Genomic DNA, 23,039 nt, shown 5'->3' with positions numbered 1-23,039 from the left:
GGGCGTATCCCCTCCCTCCTCGCGGCTCCTTCGTCGCCGCTCGGTGAGGAAGGGGCCTTACCCACCTGCAATTCAGACGACATTCGAGGCGGAACCCCACGACTGTAGTCGTGGGTAGCTGACGTAAGCCACGAGTGCCATTCGAGCAGTCATTTCCCCTCTGTCAACTCGTGGAAAGAAGAGACTATCGTGTAAACCAACTACCTGTAAATGCGGGATTGAACCTGAGTCGAAACCTATCTCTGCGTTTGACCGATAAACTCATGGAGTTGCTCTTCGATGAGCGTCGCGACGCGTTCGCTATATTGCCAGAGTGCTGCGTTGAGTCGCTCTTCGGTCTCGTCGTCGAGATCGTCGGCTCCGCGAAGGACGGAGTCTTTGGTGATCTGTGGGTGGTACACACAGACCACTCCGAGTGAGGTATCCGAACTTGAGGTCCCCGCTGTGTGGATTCCGTACTGATCGGTTCCCCAGACACCATCGCCGCCCTCTCGCTCCAGTTCGGAATCGAGTGTATCAAGCAATTGCACCTCTTCAGGGGAGAGGAGGCGATCGTCACCCTCGAACAGTTCAGCGTACGCCTCCATTCGGGCACTTTTCGTCCACTGGTCCAACTGGGAACGCGCTCGTAGTACGAGTTGTCGTTCGTCTGGAAATTCGGCCATGGTCTTCTGTGGACGGCTGGGAAATCAACGTTTGTACGATCGCTCTGGTCGATACGCATGCTGGTGATGGTTCTGAGATGAGAAAGAAAGTATTCGCTCGGTCTCGACTGTCGGTGCCCGTGCTATGGCTCCTATGGCACGGGCTCGTACACGGAGCGTGATGGGTACGACTGCCTCTCAGTCGTCGTGTGGAACGCTGCTGTTCACCAACCGCCCACCACACTCCGGACAGCTGAGCGTGTCCTCGGGATCTTCGAAACCGTCTCCGCAGTCGCGACAGACGTACAGAGTTGGTTCAAAATTTTGTTCGGTGTTCGTTACCATATATCGTGGTTGGTGCGGGAGGCATTAACACCTGGGGCCCATCCCATTCAGGACGTAACTGCAACGTTCCGGGGTATGGTCGCCGTGATCAACCACTATGCCCTTCAGGTGACGATTGGCCTTCCACCCCCCACGTTATACACGTGTTCATCCTACCGTTGTTCATGGCGATGATTGTCTATCAAGGCGTGGATGAGACTGCCTCAGACAACCGAGCCGAATAATTGGTCTCCGGTCAGTCGTATTCACGCACATACCTTCCATGGAATTGCTACTCACCATCGACGACGATCTACTTACCGGAATTATCGATGACCGGCCGAATCGATTCGTTGTCCGCGTTCGTTTCGAAGACACGCTCGGGCGTGTCTTCCTCGGTGACCCTGGAGCACTCGAAAGCACAGTCGAACCGGGAAATGAGATTCTCTGCTCGCCAGTAGACAACCCAGAGAGGGCAACAGATTACGACGCCATCGCTGTCCACGTGGACGACGTGTACGTGAGTGTCCGACCGACGTTAGCGAACGCTCTCTTCGAACGCGCACTCGCTCACGATTCGATCCCCACATTCACTGGTTACACCTGTCGGAAACGTGAACCAGCGCTGCCAGATCACGGCCGAACAGATTTCCTCCTCGATACACTGAGCGGCGACACCGCCTACGTCGAGATCAAATCCTGCACACACGTTGAGGATGGCGTCGCCAAGTTCCCAGATCGACAAACCGAGCGTGGGCGACGTCACCTCCGGAGCCTCAAAGCGCTCTGCGAGGACGGACACGAAACACACGTTGTGTTCGTCGTGCAACGACCCGACGTCGAACGCTTCCGCCCCTACCGAGATGTCGATCCAGAGTTCGCTGAGTTACTCGCCCAGGTGCAGGAAACCGGGGTTGGCGTGCACGCACTTACTACCTCGTTCAAGCCACCCCATTACTCGCTTTGGAATGACGAGCTTCCCGTTGAACTCCTTTGATCAGCGGCAGGTCCGAGAGCTGATTAGCGGCCAGCTCGTACGTATTTGTATGGCAAAGCGATTCGTTCGAGCTCGCATGAAGCGTGAGCAGCTACCAGATCTCCGGAACCGACTCGATAGCGGTGAGATCAAAGCGATGGAGCCGTTTGGCCGTGCACTGACGAGGGCACTGGAGAACGCGCGATTCGACCCGGCGAGTGGGGAGGCGGTCTGGATCGAGGAGGACTACTGCTCCCCGCCGCTTGCGATGGAACGTGCCGAAGTCCTCGACGACTATTTCACGGACCTCATAATCGTCGAAGAAGACATCGACGAAGCCGCCGGGTGGCAGCAAATTGACGACCTGCCGAGACTGTGGAAGCAGGTCCTCGACGAAGCGTAACCAGACAGGGTGAGGCGTGAATGTTCGTCCTCACCAGCGCCTGAACGGCGTAGTCGAGCTGTCCCGCTCGTTGCAGAGTCACGGTAGTCCGAGCTAGCGTCCTTTGTGGTCTCCAACTCGGTGAGATCTTTACTCTGGTGAGAAGGTGCTCTGATATGGCTCTCGGAGTCAGGCAAGCGCGGTCTCTTGGAGGTACTGCTCTTCCCACCCACGGCGCTCTCGGAGGGCGGTGCGGCCCTCGTCGGTGAGTTCGTAGTAATTGGTCCGGCGGTCGATCTGGCCCTTCTCGACGTCGCCTTTGTTGACGAGCACGTCGAGATTGGGGTACAAGCGGCCGTGGTTGATTTCTTCATCGCGGGCGTCTTCGAGCTCTGTTTTGATGTCTTGTCCTGATGGCTGGTCGTGGCCGGCAATGACGATGAGGAGGTCTCGCTGGAAGCCACTGAGTTCGAAGAGGGTCATCACCGAGAAGGGACACCAGCAACGGATATAATCATCAGCATTGTGTGGTGTGAGTGAGTGAGTGATTGATGGACAGAAGAGTCTTGAGTCTCTGTTGGTTAGCTGGGAGGTTGGGAAACGGATCAAGTTCATACTCATCCAGACGCTTTCTGAGAAGCTAACCACATCTATCGTGATGTTACACTAACTGATTGAGACGTACTGATAGTGACAGGATCCTCCGCTCCATCGCGACAGCGACGCTTTACGCGGCTGCCTCAGGAACACGAGAGCGCAGGTCGACGTGAGGTGACCGGAGTGAGTACCGTCACCACCGCGAGCTACTGGACGTTCAGCTTTGGCGGATCGCGCGGAGCCCCCTTCCTCAACTAGCGACCACAGGGAGCGAGTAGGGAGGGGAGGAGCGCGTTTCGCAAAGGGTTAAGCCGGTGTGCTGCCTCTTCTGAGTTACTGCTCTCCCGGCACACGTCCGGGTGAGTAGGCGTCGCCAGTAGACCGACGCCTGTGGCGCGAGAGTATCGCGTCCTAAACTCGGGAACGACGACCGCGAACGGGTTCGACTCCCGTTCCCCGATTGGGGATAGAGCGTGAGAACACCGGGAATTAAATCGGCGGGACAATCCTCGTCGGCGGTCGGAGTAGGAGGCATCAACAATGCGCCTACGCCGTCGACAGGACGGTAATAGGAAGCCGGGCCGCGTCCATGCATGGGGTCACGGGGCACAATGTCGGTGCGGGAAAGCCCCGCCCTCAAGGAGTGACCGACCGCCGCAAGGCGGGAGGGGGCGAGTAGGGCGGGGTAGTTTACTGAGTTGGTCCTGCCTCGCCCTGTCGGCGCGTTCGGGGGTCGCCGTACGCCTTTCGAAGGGCGACGCGGTCCACCTTCCCGGTCGCCGTTGTCGGTAGCTCCTCGACGAACTCGACTCGTTGCGGGACCTCGTAGTCCTCAAGGCGTTCGTCGCAGACCGTCTGGACTTGCTCGGCGGTGAGGTCGTCGCCAGCCCGTACGATGACGACCGTGACGACGGCCCCCTTGAGGTCATCGCGCGTGTCGATGACCGCCGCCTCGCCGATCGCATCGAGTTCGTAGAGGGCTTCCTCGATCTTTCGGGGAGAGACGTTCGCACAACCGGTGGTGAACATGTCCTCGAGTCGATCGACGACGAAGAGGTAACCGTCCTCGTCCAGTCGGCCGACATCGCCCGAGCGGAACCACCGTTCGCCGTCGCGCTCGACGAAGGCTGCGGCGTCGTTTCGCCGTCGCTCATAGCCGGGCGTCACCGTGTCGCCGCGCCAGAGGAGTTCGCCACGCTCCCCTCGCGCGACCGCGTCGCCTGTCTCGGGGTCCTCGATGCGGAGGTCGACGACCTCGCGGGCGGGTGGTCCGACGCTCCCCGACTTTCGCTCGGTGTCGGGGCGATTGAATGCGGCCAAGGGTGTCGTCTCCGTCATCCCGTACCCCTCGAGGATCGGACAGCCGAACGTCGCCTCCGCCTCCTCGAACCGTCCCTTCGGCATTGGCGCGCCGCCGACGCCGACGGTCGTTAGCGACGAAAGGTCGTAGCGAGCCGCCCCGCCATCCTCGATGAGGTCGATGACCATACTCGGCGTGAAGAACGCGTATGTGATTCCGTAGGTTTCGACGGCCGAGAACACGCGCTCGGGGGTGAACGTCGGGAGCATACGGTTCTCCCCTCGCGCAAAGAGCAGCGGTGTCGTGGTGACGTTGAGTCCCGTGACGTGGAAACACTGACACACCGTCAGCCCGACGTCCTTCCGTGTCAATCCGAGGGAAGTAACGATACCCATCGCATTGGCGACGACGTTGCCATGGGTATGGCGGACGCCCTTCGGTCGGCCGGTCGTCCCGCTGGTGTAGAGTATCTCCGCGAGTTCGTCGCTTCGCCGCGGGTGGACGGTCGCCTCGTCGTCGGCCGCTTCCAGCGCGGTTCGGTAGTCGGTCCTCGCGCTCCCGTCGACGGTGAGCGTTGCGTCCACGACATCGGCCACTGACGCGAACGCCTTATCCGTGACGAGCGCCGAGACATCGCTGACGTCGAGGACGTACCGCACCTGCGCATCGGTGAACTGCGTGTTTATCGAGACGGAGACCGCGCCGCGCTTCATCGCCCCCAGGTGCGCGGTCAGGAACGCCAGCCCATTGTCCAAGCAGATGGCAACGCGGTCGCCGGCGTCGACGCCGAGGCGCGCGAACGCGTTCGCCGCCGCGTTCGTCCGCCGCGACAGCGCTGCGTACGTCAGGAGTCCCCCGGCGTCACCCGCCGCTGGCCTCGCCGGGATGTCCGCGGCAGCCAAGTCGACGATGTTACCGAAGTTCATACCGCAGAAACCTTCGCCGAGCGCAACTGTCTTTTTGACGTATATTGATATATCAGATTTGTCCCAATCCGTGTGTTCGGTTCGCCCGTGATGTCGGGTGGTGTTCGATTCGGTCATGGTCGCCCGAACGCGTTCCACATTGTGGGACGTCGCAGTCGTGTTGGCCGTCCCTCGCGACGGTTCCCGTCACTCGAGCGCCGCGAACGTGAGCTCCGCTCGCACGCCATCCGCCGCCTCTTGGACGAGGGTCGGAAGGGTTCCCTCGATAGCCGGGCGCATCTCGGAATCCGACCCGTAGGCAGCGACCGCCCCATAGACCCGCTCGTCAGTCGCAATCGGGGCGGCGACGCCCGTCATCCCCAGTATCATCTCGCCTCTGTCGATCGCATAGCCCCGCTCACGGACCGTCGCTCGCGCCTCGTCGAGGGCAGCCTCGTCGGTTATCGTTCTCTCGGTGCGTTCCGGTAGTCCATGTCGGGCGACGATTTCGGTGACCCGACCGTCCGGCAAGTGCGCGAGGATGGTCTTCCCCGGGGCATTAGTGTGAAGGTGTTCGTGGGTCGGATAGACGTGCCGGGCGGACGGTGGGAGGTCTTCGTAGTGCCAACCGGTCGCGAGCAGTATCGTTCCCCTGCCGCTCTCCTCAACGACCAGTTGAGAGTATCGGTTCGACCGTTCGGCAAGGCACCGCACCTCCTCGCGGCCGTAGAGGAACACGTCGCTCCCGTTGCGCGATTCTCGTCCGAGGTGGAGGTATCGAGTACTGAGCCGGTACTGACCGTCTCGGCGGACGAGGTAGCCGAGCGTGTCGAGTGTCCGTAGGTGGTTGTGGACAGTGCTCTTCGGTAGGTCGAGCGCGTTCGACAATTCGGTGACGCCCGCCTGCTCTCGCTCCCGGATCGCGTCGACCACCGCGTAGGAGCGTTTCACCGATTCGATGGGGACGTCAGGGTCTGCGTCCATGCACCACATGTGGACGACGTGCACTTAACACTGTTCGACGATGTGGGACACACGCCTCGAAGACTGGCTTCATTTCGGAATGATTTCCTCGATTCTATCATTTTCGATACCGATAGCAACGCCACGAATGAGCGACGAATATGAACTCCGTGAAACGCAGATAAACGGAGTAATAGACGACTTTAAGCTACTCTACGGAACATCACTATTTATCGTGTCACTCTGCAAATATGATAATTCTGTCTATTACGAAGATTTATTTTATTACTATTGTATTGGGTGGGTACGGTTCGCCAACAAGTCGACTGTCGGTTGTTGACGTGAACCTACGAGTGACGACCATGCAAGACTCTAACGACGACTCTCTGACCCGGAGGCGAATGATGAAAGGTATCGGTGGCCTCGCCGTGCTCTCGATGTCCAATGCGACGGTCGCAGAGGCACGGGCAGCCACGAACAACCCGCTGTTCAGCGACCCCCACACGGCCGACACGTATCGGGCGATCGTCGACGCGATCATCCCCCGGACGCCGGCGCTCGGGGACGAACTCGGTTCGGAGCACGTCCCCGGGGGTCTCGATGTCGAACTGGAGAAGTTCCTCATCTGGGACTTCAACCACTTTCAGGAGATCCGAACGGAATTGGTCACCGAAAAGACGGACCCGTCAGGGCTCGCGATGCCCGTCGACCTGCTCGAGACAACGCTTGACGTGACCGGATCCGGCTCGCCCCTCGATGCCCTGCTTGACCTCGCGGACCTTAGCCTCCTCGATCTTCTTGGGCTGGACCTGGACGCGGACGCCCTCGAGGACCACCTGACGTTCGGTGCGGCCCAGCGTTTCGATGTCGCGCTCCTCGACGCCGAAGTCGAGGGGGTGGCGGAGTTCGAGGTCACCGTCGCGACGGAGACGGAAGAGTATCGACGGGTGCTCCAGAACTATCCGTACGCGCCGGCGTTCACGCTCGTCTTCGACGTCGTCGCGGCTGAGTTCCTCGCCCAAGGAAAGAACCAGGATCCAGTGGCTCTTTCGGAGAAGTTCCCGGCCGGAGGGACGTTCACCACGCTCGCGCCCGAGGACCGGCTTCGATGTCTCTGGACCATCGTCGACGACGGCGTCGTCGACCGTCTCGACGACCTGCTGTCGCCACTGGTGCCCGACGTGGGTATCCTGAAGTACGTCGTGATGGCCGTCAACGGACTCCACGGCTTCGGTTACTACACGGAGTGGTCCGGACTCGGTGAGACGAAGACGAACACGCCAACCGAGCGGGAGATGCAGAAACCTCCCGGTGAGGTCCAGAGCCGAGCCCAGAGCGGCTACCCCGGGCCCGCTCCCGGACACGCCGCGAACTGGCGTCACGCCGTCGAGGGAGGGTTCGACGACCCGGACGTCGAGGACCTGGAGCTCCCAGACGACCTGACGGGTGATGACGTCATCGAGGGCATCGGGGGTGAGCGGTGATGCTGGACCCCGACGTCGTCGTCGTCGGTGCCGGTGCGGACGGACCGGCTGCCGCGTGGAAACTCGCCGAGGACCACGGTCTCGACGTTCTCGTGCTGGAGGGTGGACCGTGGCACGGTAACGAGCAGTGGCCCGAACCGCACGCCGACGCGGGTGGGACGGTAAGTACCGACCCCGACGACCTCGACGGGAAACTGCTCGACGAGCAGTTCACCCACCGCGAGGCCGACGCGAACGACCCTACCTACGGCTACCTGCGCGTTGGTCCGGCTGACCACTCGCGGGCGCCGTGGTTCCGCAATCTCCACCAGAACGCCTTCATATGGCAGGTCGGCGCCGTCGGCGGCACCTCGTTGCATTACTTCGCCAATCACCCGCGGGGCTACCCCACGGCGTTCAACGACCAGCCCCACTGGCCCATCGACTACGAGGACCTCGTCCCGTACTACCAGCTGAACGAGGAACTAACGAGCACTCAGCAAGCGCCGATGACCGGCAAGGAGGAGGTGTTTATCGAGGGGGCGACGAATGCCGGCTACCCCCTTATCGAGACGACGAACGTCACCGAGACGGGGTGGCGACCACAGGCCAACGCCGTCGAGGTACCCGGCCGGCAGACGTCGACCGGCAAACCATTGGACGCCGACTACGACGGCTCGTTCAGCTACGACGACGGCTTCCGGGGCGACACACTTGTCGGCGACCACTTCCAGGGATCCTCAACGCCCGTCGACGCTCCGGTCCGGGAGAAGGCCCGCAAGTCGAGCAACGTGGGCTACGTCCCCCGGGCGCTCGACACCAACGACGACTCCTCGAAGGGGAACGTCGCCATCAGGCCGAACGCCTACGTCACGGACGTCGAGACGGACGAGGGCTCCGGCCGGCTGGAGGCGACCGGCGTTACCTTCCGCGATAGCTGGTCCGGCCGGACTCAGACCGTTGAAGCCGACGTGGTCGTCCTCGCAGGTGGTTGCATCGAGACGCCGCGACTCTGGCTCAACGCGGGCCTTCCGGACGACGGCTGGGTCGGTAAGGGGCTAACGACCCACTGGTTCGACTGGATCGTTGGCGTCTACGACGACGAGACCATCGCAGAAATCAATCCGGAGGGGGAGCACATGGACCCGTACATCGGGCAGAACTCCGCCGTTCGGCTCGACAAGCCCGGCGTCGGTGGGATGGAGGACATCGGGATGTCCCCTGGACTCGTGTCGTACGCCGACTACCTGTTCAGCCAGGCGGGCTACAGCTTCGACACGCCGGTCGACCCGGACGAACCGTGGGACACCCGTGGCTACGTCGTCGGCGAGGAACTCAAGCGCCGGATGTCCGACTACCGCCAGACGAAAGCGCTGCTCATCCTCACCGACGACCTGCCACGACAGGACAACGGTGTCTCGCTCGACACCACCTTCGCCGACGAACACGGGGCGGTCCCGAAGGTACGATGGGAGCCTCACCCGGACGACGATGCGAAGCGCGACGAACTTGCCCGCATCGCAGCCCGTATCCACCGTGAGGCCGGCGCCGAGCACGTTCACCGGTGCGACTGGCCGCCCCTGCTGTTGCATATGCAGTCGTCGATGCGGATGGGTGAGGTCCTCGACGCGAGCGCCGAGGCGAAGAACGTCGACCGACTGTTCGTCGCCGACCACTCTGCACTGGCCAACGGCGTCGGGGGACCGAACCCGACGAACAGTGGACAGGCCCTCGCGCTGCGGACCGCGGACCGCATCGCGGACCGCTACTTCTAGCGGTCTCGCTGTGAACGGGCTCATGAGGACTCACCAGAGATGTTCACTGGACCACGAGGATAGCCGACACTGAGGTGAGGGCTCGAGTGACCGATGTCCCTGATTTCGAATCGATCAGGTTGTGACATCAATATCGCGAGCGAAACGAGGCGCTTGAGGCGCTTCGCTCGCCAGTCGAGAATGCGGGTGGTGACCTTCCTCGTGAGCAAGCTCGCGCAGTGATTGCGTCTGAGTTCGACGAGGAATCTGCGGAGGGGCTGTTGACTATTCTGCACAACCGTGGCTACATCTACTATGTTGGCGAGCAAATCCGCATTACGTAGGCTCGGTGTCTCGTGAGGGCTCAGGATTCACACTGACAGAGGGGGTTTCCAGCGTGACGTTCGAGGTTAGGCGAGTGCGGTCTCTCGGACGTACTGTGCTTCCCACTCGCGACGTTCTCGGAGGGCATCTCGGCCCTTGTCGGTGATTTCGTAGTAATTGGTGCGGCGGTTGATCTCGCCTTTCTCGACGTAGCCCCTGTCAACGAGCCCGTCGAGGTTGGGGTACAAGCGCCCGTGGGTGATCTCTTCGGTGCGGGCGTCTTCGAGTGCTGTTTTGAGCTGTTGGCCGGAGGGTTGGTCGTGGCCGGCGATGACGATGAGGAGGTCGCACTGGAAGCCACTGAGGTCGAAGAGAAACATTACTCAAAAGGTACACCAGCAACGGATATACTCATCAGCATTATGTGGTGTGCGTGGGTGATCGATGGACAGAAGAGCCTTAAGTCTCTGTTGATTGGCTGGGAGGTTGGGAAACTGTTGTCACGCCGGGCGAGGAGATGGCTTGAGGGTGGCTCTCTCCTAACCCACATTGAGTTGGAGGGGGAGGTGTGGGTTAGTCAAACGGTTTAGGACGCATATCAAGTACGAGAGCTTCGTAAGGGATCGGTATAGTCAGTGATTAGGTCAGGGCCACACCCACGCCGTCTCCCCGACTTGTCTAATGGGGACACCAACGTCAAGATCCGCGCCGATGAACCAAATGGGACTGTTCAGGTGAACCAGTGTCGTGTTGATAGCGACGTGTTCAACGGCGTGGTCAGCACGGTCGCCGTCAGCGTGGCTCACCAGCACCTTGTGATGAAACGGCCCTTCAGGAATAATGACGATACGGACGTCCTCATACGTGACCGTCCCTTCATCGAGCGTGTCCGTTTGCAGGTCCAGTCTCATATCTGACATGGGTGTCGCCTCTCAACGGCCGTCGGACAGCAGCCGCGTGTTCCAGAGTGGAAGTCGTCATCTTCGCCTATCGTTATGGGCCTCCTGCGATCTCAACATTGGATATCCTCTCCCCTCTATTGACGGCCTACAGGGCGATATTGGTTCTACTTGAGGAATGACTCAATTCTGGTTCTCATCCCGGTGTCGACTGTGGTAATGGATATACGGCGAATAGTCCGAACTGAAGTGGTTGAGATGAATCTCACCCAGTCTTTACGTTGAGATGACGTGGCTTTTACAGAGATAGTCATCAGAAATCCAATTAGTTTGACAATGGCTCTCTGAGATTGACGAAGACAACCACGTCAGTTAAACACGTTGAAAGCTACGACAAATATAGATTGCCTCGGCGGGAAGTGGATATCGACACCATGTCTGCTCACGCGCTTTCGAATGACAACGATCTTTCTTCCTCGATCAAGGAGTTACTGAGTTCTCCCTTACGATTCCAGACCTACAAGCAACTCTTCTATCTTATTTTGATGTTTCCCTTGGGAATAATTTATTTTAACCTACTGATTGTTGGGTTCTTCACCGGGATTTCACTTATCATGATTGGAATCGGAATTCCCCTCCTCTTCATTCTCTTTGGTATCATCGTCGAACTAGCTGGGTTCGAACGACGTCTCGTGGGGATACTCTTAGAGACGGCTATTCCAGCGCGAGAACCCGATATAGATGGGTCACGCTGGGAGCGCTCCAAACGCCTTGTGACTGCTTCGCAGACGTGGAGAGCAGTGGGATATCTACTTTCGGAATTCGTCTACGGGACGATCACCTTTGGCCTCCTGGCCTCCGGAATCGCTACAGCGGTGAGCTTTCTATTCGCACCCACTTATTATCAAGACGGCCCGATCTCCGCATACTGGCCACTCCCTACCTCCAACTTCACACTCGATATTTTATTCGGCTGGGACTCTCTCCTCATTGGTCTCACCACAACATTCCGCCTTGTTTCGTGGCACATCGAAACCTTGTTCGGTGCACTCCTCGTCTCCGCGTTTGGCCTTGTACTTCTATGGGGTACTCTCCTGTTTGGGAACGCCGCAGCAGAACTCTGGGCAGCCTACGCACGACGAATGCTGACAACACCGCGCTACTGGCCAACGTCTTGGCAGCGCAACCACCGATGACTCCCTTGTCACTTGTTGACGATGTGTCCGTGACCACGTGGAAGCAGACGTATAGGACGCAAGCTCAACAGTCGGACGATAGATCGCTACAAACTCACGCTTGGGATCTGAATCCCTACCCACAGTCCCACCCTTAGCAACGCCGTCTATCCATTTAAGTGGCTCCTCCGATTCATGCTACTCAAACGAATGATGGCACAGAGCGCACTACGCTATCCTCTATCAGCTGGTCCCAGGCCACATCGTCGTATCCGGAATGACTGAGGACAGCGATGTGCGAGCAATCGGTGCACTCCTCGAAGACGAGTATGCCCGTGCTATCCTCATCCAGACAAGCACACAGGAGATGTCCGCACAAGAACTGAGTGAGGCGTGCAATGCGTCTGTCTCCACCATTTATCGTCGAATCGAACGTCTCCAAGAGTACGAGCTGCTCGAGGAAAGTCTCCAACTCGACAGGGATGGCCATCACTACAACACGTATACTGCACGACTCGAACGCATCGAAATCGAACTGGAGAACGGTGAATTCACCATAGAACTTGAATATCGTGAAGCGAACGCTGCCGACCGCTTTACCGACCTCTTCGAGGGGCTACGATAACATGACTTCACTAACGCTCCTCCAGACATCGACGGGCGGGTCACCCTTTATTGTCGCACTCACACTCGTTAGTCTGCTCATTACAGCGATACTCGCGCTCATTGTCGCATATCTCGTAATTCGTGGGTACAGTCAAAATCGGGATCGTGCCCGACTATATCTCGCTGTTGGTCTCCTCCTCCTGACTACGGGACCGATACTGAGCCAATTCATCTTAACAAACCTCGACGTAGCCTCGCATGTACGATCTGCCATCGCTAACTCGAGTAAACTGGCTGGGCTCGCAGCGATGCTCTATGCCATCTACGGAGTCACCCAATCAATCGGTGGCTCTACCGCCCGCCGCCGACCCGACTGCACAAACTACGATTCCGCTCATACGGAGGAGGACGAATCATGATGGGGCTGCTCGCTCAGAGTCCGATCGCGTTGGGCGACAGTCTGGGGGCAATCGCAATTTTCGCGGTGACGACCGCGCTCGCTGGTCTGTTCGTCGCTTCTCTTGCGTATTGGGGGTACCGGCGGAATGCGAGCCGTCCGATGCTCTATCTGTCGGTCGGTATCCTGCTCCTGACGACGATTCCTGTGACTATGGACTACACTCTCCAGGGAGTGACGACCGCGACCGAGGCGGAGATTCTTCTCGTCATAACGCTCTCACACCTTGCTGGCGTGCTGGCGATTCTCTACGCGCTCACGAAGGCGTAGACTTGGTGTTGACGAAGCCAAGTCAGTAGTGCGCCGAGTTACGCTTTCGTCATGTATAGTTTGACAGAATTTTCCGAAGATCCCTCGATATATATTTTACGCACAAATGCCACCGTAGCGTTTCTGCTTCTCTGTATATCCACACCCCACCCCTCAGAGGACGTTGGAGATACCACAGAATGACATCCAGACAAACTGACGCCGGACAGACGCTCGTCCGTGGCGACGAAAAGAGCCAGAACGACCAGACGCCACGACACACCGTAAGCCGCCGCCAACTCCTCCAGTCAGCAAGCGGCATACTTGTCATCGGTTCCGTTGCCGGCTGCCTGGGAGGTGATACCCGGGGTTCGGGCGGGGATAGCGACGGCGACGGCAAGACGAGTGTGAACGAGTGGCTCGCGAACACCGGGAATTACGAGTCGCTCCGAGATCTGACCGGGAAAACATCGGTAACGGTGAAGGTAGGAGATCAAGGTAACGCTGGACGGAATGCGTTCGCTCCAGCGGCAATTCGAATCACTCCAGGGACGACCGTCACGTGGAACTGGGTTGACGGCTACCATAATGTCGTCGCTAACGGTGGTGAGTTCGATAGTGGGAATCCAGAGCAGAACATGACCTTCGAACACACCTTCGAGTCCCCAGGGACGTACCTCTACTACTGTGAGCCACACGAGTCGATCGGAATGAAGGGTGCGATAGTGGTCGAAGAAGCGACTGGTGGGTCAGAGAACTAATCATGAATCAACAGACAACAGAAACATCTGAAGAGAAGAACAGCACGTCACTCTGGGACTCCGATCAGCGGGTCAAGCTAGCGTGTCTTGGAGGTAGTCTCGGCGGAACCGTACTCTCCCTCCTCTCGATCAGCCGCACAGGCTTGGGTATCGAGCCCGGTTCGATTAGCTAATTGCAGGCGCTAAGCCCCCTTCCTCAACGACCTCGCTTCGCTCGGTCGTAGGGAAGGGATACAGCGTTCACGAGACGCAAAGCGTCTCGTTAGCCAATCAGAACGCGAAGCGTTCTGATGACGCCGTCATCGTCTCTATTTCGTGCGATACTGCCGGCCCACAGGCCCACGTTATTGGTAATATTTTACGTATAGCGTGCATGAGTAGTACTGTGGTGAAACGGAAGACTATCACCATCCGCGAAGACTAAGACGAGTGGGTCGAGGATCAGCACCTCAACCTCTCGTCGTTCGTCCGCGACCAACTCGAGGAACGGGAGTAGCGGATGTACTACGCCTACAAATATCGTCTCAAACCGTCCGACGCTCATCGCGAGGAGTTGGACCGCCACCGCGATATTTGTAGGCAACTCTACAATCACGCGCTCTACCGCTTCAACCAAATCCCCAAGGACGCGGGCACTCTCAACCAGCGCGTCCGGTCCGTCCGCGACGAGCTTCCCGCCCTGAAAGTGTGGTGGGATGGCCTCTCGGACGTGTACTCGACAGTGCTTCAGACCACCGTCATGCGGATTGAGCAGAACATCAAGTCTCTCGGGAAACTCAAACAGAACGGCTACGGCGTCGGCCACCTCACGTGGAAGCCACCACGCGAGTTCCGCAGTTTCACGTACAGTCACTCTGGCTTCAAGCTCGACAAGAAGGGCGGTCAGACTGTCCTGTCACTCTCGAAACTCGCGGACGTTCCGATTCGGCTTCATCGAGAGATCCCCGACGACGCGAAGCTCAAGCAGGTCACGCTCAAGAAGGAACCGACGGGCGAGTGGTTCGCTACCTTCGGCGTTGAAGTAGACCGGGAACCGCCTGAGCCACCCGAGAATCCCGGCCGGTGCGTCGGTATCGACGTAGGGATTCTCTCGTACACCCACGATTCGGACGGCTTCTCGGTCGGGCCGCTCGATCTCTCCGAGGAACGCGAGCGGTTGGAACGTGAGCAACGGAAGCTCTCGCGGAAGGAACACGGCTCAGCGAACTACCGCACGCAACAGCGCGTCGTGGCTCGGCGTCACGCCGACTTGAAACGGAAGCGACGGGACTTCCTTCACCGACTGTCCGCATACTACGCGCGAGAATACGATCTCGTGGCCGTCGAAGACCTCGACGCGAAGGGCCTGATGGAACTCCCGTCGAACAGCCGCAACCGAGCGTCGGCGTCATGGGGAACGTTCTTGCGGATGCTCGAATACAAATGCGACCGCGAAGGCACGCACTTCGTCGCGGTCGATCCACGCGGAACGACGAAAGAGTGTTCGCAGTGTGGTGTTTCGACCGACAAACCGCTGTGGGTGCGCGAACACTCGTGTCCGTCGTGCGGGTTCGAAGCGGACAGGGACGCGAACGCGGCGCTGAACATTCTTGCTCGCGGTCTCGATCACGTAGGAGTGGTTCACTCCGATTCAATGCCTGTGGAGACTGCGCTCGCTACGGGAACCACTGCGGTTCCTGCACAGCGCGTCATGGAAGCAGGAAGCCCTGCCCTCACGGAGCGAACGGCGCAAGCCGTGAACGAGTAGGGCAGGGTAGTTCACCAATCATGCTACTTGCAGGGAATGCTCGCTACAAGAGTGCTTATGGGGGCGGAGGGAACAATACAGCGCTACTACTTGCTCTAGCATTGGTGAGCTATGCTACCTCAACCGTTGTGATTGTTCTTTCGATGAGGGTATTTGCGTTCTCAATTGATCCGTTCACTAGCCTCATCGGGATTGCGTTCTTCGCTACGCGGATCTTCGGAACCGTGTACGGAGTTATTCTGTGGCGACGGACGGATGTCAGCCGAGTCGCTGCCGGTCTCTTCGCGCTGATTCTCCCCTCGATGTTCATTCTTGCTCCGTTGCCATTCTCGGGGTTCTGGCATTTGGAATTGAGTTACCAATCTATCTGGCGTTCATCGCGTTCGGGTACGGGCTCTGGAATGATCCATCCTCAAAGCCTCACCGTGGCACCATAACGCACTGAGAACCTCTGCCGATCACCTTTTCTAAAATAGGGGTTATAAATACCTTATGCAGGGGTGCTGATCCGGCGATTCTGCTTCCGTTCTTATCGACGTATCCCCTGTCTGTGTAGCTGTGAAAACTCGTATGAACAGAGAGAAACTCGCGTTCGCATCCAGCGTCGCCTATGTATGGGCTGTAATGATCCTCCTTGGAGCAATCGTATTCGAGACGTTCATCATCTATCCGAACATCTTCCATAACGTCCCGGAATCGCTTCAGACGAGTATGGACTTCCTTACCGTCGCCGGTCCGAGTGACTTCTTTCCGTCTGTGGGGATGCTCGCGGTCGTTCTTGGGATCAGTTCGGTGGTTCTCTGCTGGCGCGTAGAAGGTATTCGTACGTGGCTGTTAGCGAGTGTATTCTTACTGGTCATCGGGTTGTTCATCCTGTCAGTGTTTTATTTCTGGCCACGGAATACCATTATGTTCGAGGAGGGAGTGGCTGTACACTCAGTTGAGGTGTTGAAACAGACGGCGTGGGAGTTCCAAGTAGGACACTGGGTTCGGCTCGGAACCAGCGTAGCCACGTCCGTACTGGCGTTCATCGGGATGATGAAATATTACAAGCGGAGACTTCTGACTTCATAACTCGTGGCTATCTGTCTGATGTCGAATACTATAGCGTCGTAGACGTTGGGGGGGTCGGTGAGGGACTCACTTGAGTAACAGACAAATATTCGATATGTACTGAGCTGCACCGATGGCCAACTTAGTCCTCTGAGTAGCGTGCCACCGGTTATTCACATGACTTGAAATCCGGATTTAATCCACACCCCCAATTTAGGAGATTTGGGTAGAGAATGGAGCGCATCTGGATGGGGTATATAGCCTTTATCCCGGCAGAAGACATCCTAGACGGCGACTGAACAGATGAAGACCCAATACTACACAGCAACGAGCATCAACGGGTATCTCGCAGATGAGGATAACTCCCTCGACTGGCTCTTTCAGTTCGGGGAGATCGAAGACATCGAGGGCGTGGATGCTGATTACTCCCGGTTCATCGACCAGATTGGTGCATTGGCCATGGGCTCGACGACCTACGAGTGGATCATCGATCACGAAAATCTACTGGAGCACCCGGGAAAGTGGTCGTACGAGGTCCCAGCATGGGTGTTCAGTACTCGGGAAGTACCGGCGGTCGAGGGCGCGGACATTCACTTCGTGGAGGGTGATGTTGCGCCGGTCCATGCGGATATGGTGAAGGCCGCAGACGGCAAGAACGTCTGGCTTGTCGGTGGCGGTGACCTCGTCGGACAGTTCCATGACCAGGGGCTACTCGACGAGATAATTCTCAGCGTTGCTCCTGTAACGCTCGCTTCGGGTGCACCACTCTTGCCGCGCACAATCACCACCCCGCCCCTGAAACTGGCTGACGTGGAAAAACGGGGGGATGTGTTTGCGGTGCTCACCTATGAGGTGCAACAGTCCACTGAGAGCTAACCGATAGAACTCCTCATCTTCACTCGTTAATAACAAACAGAGGCAGGACGCCTGCCAATTAATGTCATTTAGGGATAATGTGGGGGAAATATGGATATCGGCGACCATTCCTTCGACGTCGAGTCGCAGATCGGGGAACGTAGCGTGGTATTGGAGACGGTACGCAGGCGGAAGGCCACTACTATGGGCCGTTATTCGCACACTTAGCGTCCGTCAACGAGAGTGAGGTTGACGCTCAGTATTGGGAGTGTGATGAGTGCCGCCGTCGGAAACACCGTGATATGAGCTCCGATGAACGCAGGACTAACGGGTGAACATGAGTAACTAAGCGGGTGCTGCTGATCGGTATCTTCTTCGTCGAAAGACGCCTCTCAAACTTCACTCAGCCCTCGTAGCTGACGATGGAGCGGAAGCCACCGTAGGCCATGCGCTCGGGGTCGAACGGCATGTCCTCGGCGACCTGTTCTGGATCCATCGCGGAATCGTCCATGACCTTCGCGTTCACCTCGTCGCGGTGCTCCCGCGATTCGAACACAATAAATGAGAACACGACCGTTTCGTCGTCCCCGGTTTCGGCAAGTTGTGGGAAGGTCCGTACCTGCATCCCGTCCATGTCTGGCTCCATGTCGTCTCCCACCCCTTCGAAGTACTCGAGGGCGCCGTGTTCAATCCAAAGCTCTCCGGCCTCGTCGGCCATTTCGCGGTACGCATCGAGTTTCTCGGTCGGGACTGGGAGGACGAAACCATCGACGTATCGTTCCATAGCCTACGTAGAGAGGACACGATAGAAGTTGAACTTTTTTCACGCCATTCAAGATTTATCTCATCTGTAGAGTTTGCCCTGCTGAATACATCCTCTGTACTTACCATGAACCCGGAGCCGATATTCGTCGAGCCGTCTCCCAACCGAGTCGTTATACAGAATCAGGGAGAATACCTGCGGCTTTAGCCGCAGGATGCATCCGATAACTCCTACACAATCCACCGCTCGACAGCAAGGGCGGATATTCCACGCCAACCCCCCGCTATTTAGAGAACACCGTTCATAACCAGTTATGAGGACAGAATCCGATGCGTACCATCCGAACATTCGAGGCCACGATACCGAACCAGCAACAGGTTCGTGACGACCTTGATCACCTCGGATGGGCCGCCTCAAAACTCTGGAACGTCGGTCGCTACTACACGCAAGAACAGTGGGACGAAACGGGCGAGATTCCCAATGACGGGGTACTCAAAGCTGAACTCAAAAACCACGAACGCTACACGGACTTACATTCTCAATCCAGTCAGCGCGTTCTCGAAGAACTCGCTGAAGCGTTCAACGGCTGGTTCGCAAAGCGTCGGAACGACGACGGCCGTGCCCGACCGCCCGGCTACCGCAAAAACGGAGACTCCCACCCACGTTCAACCGTGTCGTTCAAAGCGGCTGGCTTCAAGCATGACGCACAGTTCACCCGTGTTCGCCTCTCGAAAGGCCGCAACCTCAAAGAACACCGGTCAGACTTCATCCTGTGTGAGTACCAGACTCGCCCAGATGTTGACCTAACCGAGTGGGACATTCAACAGGTTCACGCCGTCTACACGCGCGACGAGTGGCGGTTGCAATTCGTCTGTCGCACCACTATCGACCCGGAACCGCCGGGTGAGGAAGTTGTCGGTGTTGACCTCGGGATTTGCAACTTCGCCGCCGTCTCGTTCGGCGGGGAATCCGTGTTGTATCCCGGTGGCGTACTTAAAGAGGACGAATACTACTTCACGAAGAAGAAAGCCAAGTGCGACGATTCCTCGTCCCGGGAGGCCACTCGTCTTGACCGCAAGCGAACGGGTCGCCGGACGCACTTCTTGCACGCACTCTCGAAAGCAATCGTAGAGGAGTGCGTTCAACGATGTGTCGGAACGATTGCTGTGGGCGACCTCGGTGGGATCCGTGAAGACGACGAAAGTGGTGAGTCTCGGAATTGGGGCGACCACGGCAATCTCGACTTGCACGGGTGGGCGTTCGACCGTTTCACAAGATTGCAGGGCGATTCCTCCCACGACTGTAGTCGTGGGTAGCTTACAACGCTTCTTGACTACAAGGCGGAAGCGGAGGGTATCGGCGTTGAGTTGGTGTCTGAACGCGACACATCGAAGTTGTGTTCGGCGTGTGGTCACACGGACGATAACCAGCGTGTCGAACGCGGGTTGTACGTGTGTAAGGAGTGTGATACGGTTGCGAATGCGGACGTGAATGGTGCGGAGAACATTCGGCAAAAGGTACTCCTGAGTCTCGCCACGGACGGCGGTGATAGGGATAACAGCTGGTTGGCACAGCCAGCGGTTCACCTGTTCGACCGTCGTGAGGGTGGTTTCGCCCCACGAGAACAGGTTGCTAACCGCGAACCGTAATATCCCAACTCAGCGGTACGGTGCCGTGGGATTCCCGCGTCTTCAGGCGCGGGAGGATGTCAAGTGTCGTCAGTTGGATCGTACGGGTGCGCGTCGTCGACTGACGGCGCCCCGATGGCGAGGATACGTGTGGCTGTTTCGGCGGTTTGGGGATTGAATGCTCGCTGTGGGCTTCCAGGATCGACGAAGAGGACTTGGTCGGATTCAACGACATAGGTCTTGTCGGGGGTTTCGACGTGAAGCGTCCCGTCGAGAACGTAGAATGCCTCGACCTGCTCATCGTGGGAGTGGTAGCTAAGCCCGGACTGCTCACCAGGAGAGAGCTCGTAGACCCGAAGACCGAGCTTTGAGTTCTGATAGTCGTATCCTGCTGCAACACTGAGTGACCGGACATCGGTCGGACGGTCGTCCCACTGGTCGAGGTCGTTGGGATCGATGAGATGGTAACCCATACCTATGGCTGTCGATGATCGGTGATTAAATGCTCGGACTAGCAGCCTTCTACAGGCGGAGCAAGCCGCGTGTCTCGGGCTTGACCCCGAGGCGGTTCACGGTACCGTCACGGCTCATCGACAGTGGACAGGAGTGACTCTGGATACACACTTTATAGAAAATCGTCCGTTGTGACAAGCTACATGCTGTGTGCTGCCGATTTACATATTGCATCTCCTACCGTCCAGATAGATGGCTGCGGGAGGTGAAGGTGATTGTCCATGGTATCGGAAGACACACAGCAGGAGATGGAAGAAATACTCGGTCAAGTACCCACCTGGATGGAGCTACTTGCAGAGCCGGCGAGCGAACACAGTTGGGGACTGTTCCGCGATCTCGAAGCCGGGGAAACTGACCTGTCCGCACGCGAGAAAGCGCTCATCGGCGTCGGCGTGGCAGCCGCTATCAGCTGTCCCTACTGCTCCTACTTCCACAAAGAGGATGCACGGCTAGAGGGCGTCACGGAGGATGAACTTGAGGAGGCGGTCAACCTCGCCAGCGTCACGAAGTACTTCTCGACAATCCTTCATGGGAACGAGGTGAACGTGGACGACTTCGTTGTCGAAACGGACGAGATCGTCAAGCACATCAAAGAGCAAGAAGCCGCGGCAGACGACTGACGCAACCGACACGGGGGAAGAAGTTTACCCGCGTCGATATTTTTCGCTGAATACAATCATACGTCTGAGGAACGGTATTTAACCGCGCTTGCGGTGGTATGCGATGAAGCGACTGCCGTTCTTCGAGAGACAACGCCGGCAATCTTTGATCGGCGAGTGGGGGCAGAGACGACTGACACGCAGAAATCAGAGCGTGAGTGGCACGCGGATGTTGGGTGGGTGCTGAATGCCGTCGCAACGGCACAGCAGATTGTGGATGACGTTGCGGCCCGGACGCTTCGACAACTCGAGATCACCGTCGATGAGGATGCAAAGGATCCGTGTCATCACCTCACCCGACTGGCTGTCGGGGTGGTGAAGGCGTACCGGTCGACCGTTGATCCGGTCGATCGACAGCGGATCGAAGAACACCATATCGCCGATAAGACGCGAGTGCATCTGTAGGTCCGTTCCGTCCTTACCGGTACGACATCCATCCAAAACCAACCCCTATTTTCAACAGGGGTAGATATTGATGTCGTCGAGGTGAACCTCAGCGTCGGTGGTAAAGATCGCGACGCGCCACCCGCCGCTCTGTTGTGAGCCGGCATCGGCGCGCGGAACGCCGAACGGGACGAACACGCGCGTCCACTCGCTGCCGACCGTCCGCGTGGTGTCGAATTCCTCGCCTTCGAGCACGTCGCTCGCGAACGAGTCGAGACGCACGGTAACGTTGCCTTCGCCGCCGGGCGCGCGGGCGTAGAAGTCGATCATTCCGGCGGGGAACGTCGGGTTAAGCGTGATTCCCTGCTCAAAGATGCCGCTGGTTTGCTCTCCGGTTATATCGGTTCCCATCGCCCAGTAGTTGTCACCAGTGTGTCCGCCGGTCGTGCGGATCTCGGGGTCTCCGCCGTAGCCCTTCCACAGTCCGCCGTCGAACGTGTCGGCAAAAGATGCGTCAGGGTCGTTGACGATATTGCCGTCGGGGAGATCCCAGGGAATGAGGAGGCCACCGGTCGAGGTTGCGAGGTCCAGCTCGCCCTGACGACGCTTCTCGACGGCATAGTCGAGGATTTCCTCCATACGGTCCCAGTCGTCGATGTAGTGCGTATGGAAGAAGAAGCGAAGCCGGTCGCTCGTTTGAACAAGCCGATCGATGATCGCTTTCGCTTCGTCGGCGGTTTGATCGCCGTCCTCGATCTTGATCGACGCGACGCCGTGCTGTGCGATGTTTCCGACAGCGCCAGGCCGATCGAGGCTCGGGGCAGCGTACCCGTGCCCGCTCGCGACGAAGGCCGTGCGAGTCATGTAGGTTTTCGCGGCGTCGATGTCGTCGGTATTCACCCCGGAGCCTTTCCGCGGCATCATGTGCATGACCGGGAACCCCATTTCTTCGAGTTCGCGCTTTTGATCGAGTAAGATCTCTTCGAGATCGTCGATGCTCTCGACGCGCTCGTCGAGGTGGCCACCGTTAGCAGTGTAGAGACCGATCTCGCATCCGTGAATCAACATTTCCATGACCTGCTCGCGTTCCAGGCCGGAGCCGATCCGGTTTGGCGTCGCGGCCATCATCCACGGGATGCCGCGCTCTTTCATCCGCGGGAACGTCTCGTCGTACTCTTGGGGGTAAGTCCCTTCGGAGTGGAACATCAGCACGGGTTTCGTCTTATTCACCGGGTATGACGCGATCGCCGTCGGGAGCTGCATCGGCCAGCTCGCCCACCGCGCGGTGGGGGCGCGTCCGGCGGCGTGGTCGTCGAGCGCGTGGCCGTAGACGGTTCGCTTCTTGATCCGCTCGCGTTCGAGGTAGATTGCGGCAAGCGGGCTCTCAGCCGATCCTAACGGGAGTTGTTGCCACTCGTTGGCGTCATCGGTCCACTCGTACGCGCCCGCGTTTGTGACGGCGAACGCGGGGGTTTCTTCCGGCGGGGTCGGTAGGTCGTTTTTCGTCGGTTCTCGTATAATCGAATCATAAATTTCTGAGACGTTCGGCATGGGGGATGTTGTCGGCGTGTCGGTAGTGGTCGGGTCTGGCTGTTCGTCTCTGTTGAGGTAGCTACACCCTGCGGTAGTGGCTACGCCCATTAACGCCAGCACTTGGC

Annotated in this window: 24 protein-coding genes and 1 pseudogene; 14 read left to right on the top strand and 11 right to left on the bottom strand. The window is 58.3% G+C overall.

Annotated features, from left to right (window positions below; genetic code table 11):
• Positions 1 to 236 precede the first annotated feature (236 nt).
• Both C3L37_RS20030 and C3L37_RS26055 read right to left on the bottom strand, forming a co-directional pair.
• A complete protein-coding gene (locus C3L37_RS20030) occupies positions 237 to 665 on the bottom strand; it encodes a DUF7539 family protein (RefSeq protein WP_129116309.1) in 429 nt (142 codons plus the stop codon).
• 177 nt (positions 666 to 842) lie between these two features.
• Positions 843 to 989: a DUF7129 domain-containing putative zinc-binding protein gene (locus C3L37_RS26055; protein ID WP_129116308.1), complete on the bottom strand. Its 147-nt coding sequence runs from the start codon at positions 987 to 989 to the stop codon at positions 843 to 845.
• Between the two features lie 262 nt (positions 990 to 1,251).
• Here C3L37_RS26055 and sfsA point away from each other — a divergent pair, with 262 nt between their 5' ends.
• Positions 1,252 to 1,965 carry a DNA/RNA nuclease SfsA gene (gene sfsA / locus C3L37_RS20020; RefSeq protein WP_129116307.1) on the top strand — a complete coding sequence of 238 codons (714 nt, stop codon included), beginning with the start codon at positions 1,252 to 1,254 and terminating at the stop codon, positions 1,963 to 1,965.
• Between the two features lie 76 nt (positions 1,966 to 2,041).
• Complete coding sequence (locus tag C3L37_RS20015) at positions 2,042 to 2,347, top strand: hypothetical protein (protein ID WP_228546390.1); 306 nt, start codon at positions 2,042 to 2,044, stop codon at positions 2,345 to 2,347.
• 168 nt (positions 2,348 to 2,515) lie between these two features.
• On the opposite strand, the gene C3L37_RS20010 is transcribed toward C3L37_RS20015, so the two are convergent.
• The 3 genes from C3L37_RS20010 to C3L37_RS20000 all read right to left on the bottom strand — a co-directional run bounded on the left by C3L37_RS20010 (position 2,516) and on the right by C3L37_RS20000 (position 6,112).
• A complete protein-coding gene (locus C3L37_RS20010) occupies positions 2,516 to 2,809 on the bottom strand; it encodes a PadR family transcriptional regulator (protein ID WP_129116305.1) in 294 nt (97 codons plus the stop codon).
• Between the two features lie 804 nt (positions 2,810 to 3,613).
• On the bottom strand, positions 3,614 to 5,149 hold the full coding sequence (locus C3L37_RS20005) for a class I adenylate-forming enzyme family protein (protein ID WP_129116304.1): 1,536 nt from the start codon (positions 5,147 to 5,149) through the stop codon (positions 3,614 to 3,616).
• A gap of 186 nt (positions 5,150 to 5,335) precedes the next feature.
• Entirely contained in the window at positions 5,336 to 6,112 is a 777-nt protein-coding gene (locus C3L37_RS20000) for an IclR family transcriptional regulator (protein WP_129116303.1), read from the bottom strand.
• Positions 6,113 to 6,495: 383 nt separating this feature from the next.
• On the opposite strand from C3L37_RS20000, the gene C3L37_RS19995 reads away from it, so the two are divergent.
• Both C3L37_RS19995 and C3L37_RS19990 read left to right on the top strand, forming a co-directional pair.
• Positions 6,496 to 7,575 (top strand): hypothetical protein, encoded by a 1,080-nt coding sequence (locus C3L37_RS19995; RefSeq protein ID WP_228546389.1) that lies wholly within the window; start codon positions 6,496 to 6,498, stop codon positions 7,573 to 7,575.
• Positions 7,575 to 9,329: a GMC family oxidoreductase N-terminal domain-containing protein gene (locus tag C3L37_RS19990; RefSeq protein ID WP_129116301.1), complete on the top strand. Its 1,755-nt coding sequence runs from the start codon at positions 7,575 to 7,577 to the stop codon at positions 9,327 to 9,329. Before C3L37_RS19995 ends, C3L37_RS19990 begins: the two co-directional genes overlap by 1 nt.
• A gap of 389 nt (positions 9,330 to 9,718) precedes the next feature.
• Here the strand turns inward: C3L37_RS19990 and C3L37_RS19985 are convergent, their stop codons facing one another.
• Together C3L37_RS19985 and C3L37_RS19980 are read right to left on the bottom strand one after the other, a co-directional pair.
• Positions 9,719 to 10,012, bottom strand: a complete 294-nt coding sequence (locus tag C3L37_RS19985) for a PadR family transcriptional regulator (protein ID WP_129116300.1) — start codon at positions 10,010 to 10,012, stop codon at positions 9,719 to 9,721.
• Positions 10,013 to 10,276: 264 nt separating this feature from the next.
• Positions 10,277 to 10,552 (bottom strand): hypothetical protein, encoded by a 276-nt coding sequence (locus tag C3L37_RS19980; RefSeq protein WP_129116299.1) that lies wholly within the window; start codon positions 10,550 to 10,552, stop codon positions 10,277 to 10,279.
• Between the two features lie 329 nt (positions 10,553 to 10,881).
• Here C3L37_RS19980 and C3L37_RS19975 point away from each other — a divergent pair, with 329 nt between their 5' ends.
• From C3L37_RS19975 to C3L37_RS19945, 8 genes are all read left to right on the top strand, one after another.
• Positions 10,882 to 11,727, top strand: coding sequence for a sensor domain-containing protein (locus C3L37_RS19975; protein WP_164974826.1), 846 nt, complete (start codon positions 10,882 to 10,884; stop codon positions 11,725 to 11,727).
• A 256-nt stretch (positions 11,728 to 11,983) separates the two neighbouring features.
• Entirely contained in the window at positions 11,984 to 12,331 is a 348-nt protein-coding gene (locus C3L37_RS19970; protein ID WP_129116297.1) for a helix-turn-helix domain-containing protein, read from the top strand.
• A 1-nt stretch (position 12,332) separates the two neighbouring features.
• Positions 12,333 to 12,731, top strand: coding sequence for a DUF7521 family protein (locus tag C3L37_RS26050; protein WP_449267289.1), 399 nt, complete (start codon positions 12,333 to 12,335; stop codon positions 12,729 to 12,731).
• Positions 12,728 to 13,039: a DUF7521 family protein gene (locus C3L37_RS19965; RefSeq protein ID WP_228546388.1), complete on the top strand. Its 312-nt coding sequence runs from the start codon at positions 12,728 to 12,730 to the stop codon at positions 13,037 to 13,039. Before C3L37_RS26050 ends, C3L37_RS19965 begins: the two co-directional genes overlap by 4 nt.
• Positions 13,040 to 13,218: 179 nt before the next feature.
• Entirely contained in the window at positions 13,219 to 13,779 is a 561-nt protein-coding gene (locus C3L37_RS19960; RefSeq protein ID WP_129116296.1) for a halocyanin domain-containing protein, read from the top strand.
• 499 nt (positions 13,780 to 14,278) lie between these two features.
• Positions 14,279 to 15,526 (top strand): RNA-guided endonuclease InsQ/TnpB family protein, encoded by a 1,248-nt coding sequence (locus tag C3L37_RS19955; protein WP_129116295.1) that lies wholly within the window; start codon positions 14,279 to 14,281, stop codon positions 15,524 to 15,526.
• 570 nt (positions 15,527 to 16,096) lie between these two features.
• Positions 16,097 to 16,600 (top strand): DUF1772 domain-containing protein, encoded by a 504-nt coding sequence (locus C3L37_RS19950; RefSeq protein ID WP_129116294.1) that lies wholly within the window; start codon positions 16,097 to 16,099, stop codon positions 16,598 to 16,600.
• Positions 16,601 to 16,882: 282 nt separating this feature from the next.
• Positions 16,883 to 17,455, top strand: coding sequence for a dihydrofolate reductase family protein (locus C3L37_RS19945; RefSeq protein WP_129116293.1), 573 nt, complete (start codon positions 16,883 to 16,885; stop codon positions 17,453 to 17,455).
• Between the two features lie 382 nt (positions 17,456 to 17,837).
• Here C3L37_RS19945 and C3L37_RS19940 read toward each other — a convergent pair whose 3' ends face one another.
• Complete coding sequence (locus C3L37_RS19940; protein ID WP_129116292.1) at positions 17,838 to 18,218, bottom strand: DUF1428 domain-containing protein; 381 nt, start codon at positions 18,216 to 18,218, stop codon at positions 17,838 to 17,840.
• Positions 18,219 to 18,526: 308 nt separating this feature from the next.
• Here C3L37_RS19940 and C3L37_RS19935 point away from each other — a divergent pair.
• Positions 18,527 to 19,846, top strand: a pseudogene (locus tag C3L37_RS19935) (RNA-guided endonuclease InsQ/TnpB family protein).
• 59 nt (positions 19,847 to 19,905) lie between these two features.
• Here the strand turns inward: C3L37_RS19935 and C3L37_RS19930 are convergent.
• The gene (locus tag C3L37_RS19930) at positions 19,906 to 20,298 is read right to left on the bottom strand and encodes a cupin domain-containing protein (protein WP_129116291.1); all 393 of its coding nucleotides are present in this window, start codon (positions 20,296 to 20,298) and stop codon (positions 19,906 to 19,908) included.
• 288 nt (positions 20,299 to 20,586) lie between these two features.
• Here C3L37_RS19930 and C3L37_RS19925 point away from each other — a divergent pair, with 288 nt between their 5' ends.
• Positions 20,587 to 20,958, top strand: a complete 372-nt coding sequence (locus C3L37_RS19925; RefSeq protein WP_394345818.1) for a carboxymuconolactone decarboxylase family protein — start codon at positions 20,587 to 20,589, stop codon at positions 20,956 to 20,958.
• 186 nt (positions 20,959 to 21,144) lie between these two features.
• On the opposite strand, the gene C3L37_RS19920 is transcribed toward C3L37_RS19925, so the two are convergent.
• Positions 21,145 to 21,372, bottom strand: coding sequence for a hypothetical protein (locus C3L37_RS19920; RefSeq protein WP_129116289.1), 228 nt, complete (start codon positions 21,370 to 21,372; stop codon positions 21,145 to 21,147).
• Between the two features lie 81 nt (positions 21,373 to 21,453).
• Positions 21,454 to 22,932: a hypothetical protein gene (locus C3L37_RS19915; RefSeq protein WP_129116288.1), complete on the bottom strand. Its 1,479-nt coding sequence runs from the start codon at positions 22,930 to 22,932 to the stop codon at positions 21,454 to 21,456.
• Positions 22,933 to 23,039 lie beyond the last annotated feature (107 nt).

This window comes from Halegenticoccus tardaugens (genome assembly GCF_004116405.1).
GTDB classification, from domain to species: domain Archaea; phylum Halobacteriota; class Halobacteria; order Halobacteriales; family Haloferacaceae; genus Halegenticoccus; species Halegenticoccus tardaugens.
Note: the sequence above shows the minus strand (reverse complement) of the source record. Positions and strands in the feature narration are given on the sequence as shown.